The sequence below is a fragment of the Cerasibacillus sp. genome (assembly GCF_036516575.1).
Classification (GTDB): Bacteria; Bacillota; Bacilli; order Bacillales; family Amphibacillaceae; genus Cerasibacillus.
On record NZ_DATBTY010000029.1, the window covers coordinates 1 to 2,830 of the forward strand.

General features: G+C 34.6%; 3 protein-coding genes. 1 reads left to right on the top strand and 2 read right to left on the bottom strand.

Going from position 1 to position 2,830, the window contains the following annotated elements; all coding sequences use genetic code 11:
• Positions 1-152: 152 nt before the first annotated feature.
• Positions 153-533 (bottom strand): MerR family transcriptional regulator, encoded by a 381-nt coding sequence (locus VIG73_RS05055; RefSeq protein WP_194562771.1) that lies wholly within the window; start codon positions 531-533, stop codon positions 153-155.
• Between the two features lie 242 nt (positions 534-775).
• On the opposite strand from VIG73_RS05055, the gene VIG73_RS05060 reads away from it, so the two are divergent.
• Positions 776-1,843 carry a hypothetical protein gene (locus VIG73_RS05060; protein WP_331639599.1) on the top strand — a complete coding sequence of 356 codons (1,068 nt, stop codon included), beginning with the start codon at positions 776-778 and terminating at the stop codon, positions 1,841-1,843.
• Between the two features lie 186 nt (positions 1,844-2,029).
• On the opposite strand, the gene VIG73_RS05065 is transcribed toward VIG73_RS05060, so the two are convergent.
• The gene (locus VIG73_RS05065; protein WP_331639601.1) at positions 2,030-2,635 is read right to left on the bottom strand and encodes a hypothetical protein; all 606 of its coding nucleotides are present in this window, start codon (positions 2,633-2,635) and stop codon (positions 2,030-2,032) included.
• Positions 2,636-2,830 lie beyond the last annotated feature (195 nt).

The following is a 2,830-nucleotide window of genomic DNA, read 5'->3' on the forward strand; positions in this document are numbered from 1 at the left end:
CTTTCGTAATTCCTTCTTGTTGAAATAAATGAGCGACTGCACACGCTGCATCATTCCAATCCGCATACGTATATCTCTCATGTTCCGTGACAAAAGCTTCCTTGTGCGCAAATTTCCGTGCATTCATTTCCACATAATACGGAATATTCATCTCATTCTCCTCCTTTGAGCTCTTCTAATTTTTCTCGAAAGGTTCGGTCTAACCAAGACAACTCGCGTCGAATCGTTTTCAACTCCTCGATCATCGAATCAATCTCTTCCATCTTCTCTTGTCCATATTCAATTGTCCGCTCCAATTGAGCACGTCCGGTACGATCCACATCAAATAACAAAATCATTTCTTTGATCTCAGACAATGTAAAATTAAATCGCTTCCCCCGCGCAATCAACTTCAACTTTGCCAATTCCTTTTTGTCATACCTACGCTGATTCGTCTCGGTACGAACAGGTGTTAAAAGGCCAAGTTCCTCATAATACCGCAACGTACGAGGCGTCAGCCCAAATGCTTCACAAACTTCGCGAATCGTCTTCATCTCTCCACCCCTCGATAGTTGTAATGTAACATTGACGTTAACGTAAACTTCAACTCTTTTTATCTACTTGATGAATAAATATTTAACTGCTCGATAATAATTTGAATTCACTAATTCTGTCTTTATTCTATGAATTTATTACATTTAATTGACATTCTATTTTCATAAAGGTAATATTATAATTTAAAGGTAATAAAAGTAATTATTTCCTTTAAATTATAATGAAAAGGAGCATTTATCTTATGAAAAACAAATCTTTTTTTATTTTTTTATTGACATTAGTATTTTTGATGTTACCTCATTCAGCCAAAGCTTCAATTTTGAATTTAGAAAATAGCGAATTTTTACCAACTAATCAAATAAACCCGTTAAAAAAATCTCCCCCTAGTGAATCTATAAAGTCAATACACCTTAAAAAATCTCTATTTTCAACAAGAGTACAACCATTTGGATTAGAATGGATTAGAGAATCCATTTTCACAAAGGAAAGCACTTTAGTTGATCAAACAGATTTATATATTCTTGAAAATAATCAAGATGCATATGCTTTTTTACAGCTTACTGCTGCTGATGATGACTTATTAGCATTACTGTATTTTATAAATGAAGATGGTAGTCTAGGTGATAGCACTGGATTTGGAGTTTTTGCCAATCAAAATTTAGATGCTATTCAACTGCCAATCGGTCGTTATGCCTTAATAATTGGTTCAGCGAACGGTGAAGTACGCGGAAATTATAAGGTACATTGGAACAGTTCCAATCCCATAGCTCAACCAAATGAAGCAATGAAACTTTTAAACATTTCACCTAACCTGACTCATATTTCTATTTATTATTCTGATGATAAAATTTTAAATAATGGAAAAAACGTAATGACAAACTTAACATATAAAGATCGACGTGATTTCCATGTAGACTATGGTTACGCTCATATTACTACAAGTATATATAATGTATATGAAACAGGAAAAATATATATTGGTCACTATAGATATAAAGGCATTGCACATTACTTCACAGACAATGCTTTAATCATAGAATTAAAAAAAGCAGGATATACCTATGTGGATAGCTACTATCAAAATATTAACGGTCATGTTACTAATTGGATGAAATGGGAAGATCCAGTGCTTAAGTTGCGAACTCCGCGTATCTTAGGGGACGATATTTTAGATGAATATTTTGGACCTCACTATCTAGTAGTAGATTTAAATACCGATGAAGTTATCGATTTTGCAAGTCCATTCAACCGCGTATATGCCCATAAAGAAAGAGAAAATGAAATTACAAATGTATTTTCAATCAATTAATATTATTACTTTAAATTATTTTAATGTGGATAAAAACAACTGTAGCGGCTATAATTCTTAAGAATTATAGCCGCTACAGTTATTAATAGATAATTTATAGTGATTCTATTTTTTAATTAGGCAATATAAAAAAGATGGAAACGATTTACTGATTTACTTCTCTTACACTCCTAATTAGTACTCTCTTTATTGAATCGTCGGACGTGTGAATTGTTCATCGAACGCTTCTTTTGTGACGCGTTGCACCGTTGCAAAATATGGGATGACGAATTTTTCAATCGTTGTCGCAATTGCTACACTCTCTTCTTTCTCCATCGCCGTTTGTAAAGTCGGTAATTGAGCTTCGAACTGTTCTTTCACTTGTACGAGATCTTCCCAATCGTTCACCTCGATAATCGACTGATCAATCACTTCTGTCATCGACAAAATCCATTGAACGCCACCTAAAATATCATTTACATTCGCCCAATCTTCCGCGTTGACGTTCTCACTCTTCAGTGCTTCCACTAACTGTGGCGCATGTTTAGAAGCACGTTTCGCATACTCTTCTCCTGATGCTAATAAGCCGATTACAAAATCTTGCGCTTCGACAGCTAACACTTCAATCGTCTGAATTGATGAGAGGCGGTCGTGTAACACTTGCTCGACATCGTCTTGTACGACTTCTCCGTCAATCTTCAACCCTTCAAAGTAAAAGTCCTCTCCTAACAACGCATTAATCGTTGCGATGACATCATCTGTCGTCAACTTCTCTGTTAATTGCTCTACTCGTTCACCTAATCGAATCTCCATGGTCGTCCTCCTATGTATTTCATCTTCTCTCTTTATATCGGCTTCTCTCATCCTACTTTCCATCTCTTTAAAAACTAACTATGATTCAAATTATCCATTACACTATTTTCTCTCTTAAAAATTAAATAACATATATAGGACAATTCGAGATTAATTCAGTACAAATTACTTTTAAAGGGAACGTACGTTCTTTTT

Coding starts and splice junctions, on each gene's coding strand:
- VIG73_RS05055 (WP_194562771.1), bottom strand. CDS start 533: ATGAAGACGATTCGCGAAGTTTGTGAAGCATTTGGGCTGACGCCTCGT.
- VIG73_RS05060 (WP_331639599.1), top strand. CDS start 776: ATGAAAAACAAATCTTTTTTTATTTTTTTATTGACATTAGTATTTTTG.
- VIG73_RS05065 (WP_331639601.1), bottom strand. CDS start 2,635: ATGGAGATTCGATTAGGTGAACGAGTAGAGCAATTAACAGAGAAGTTG.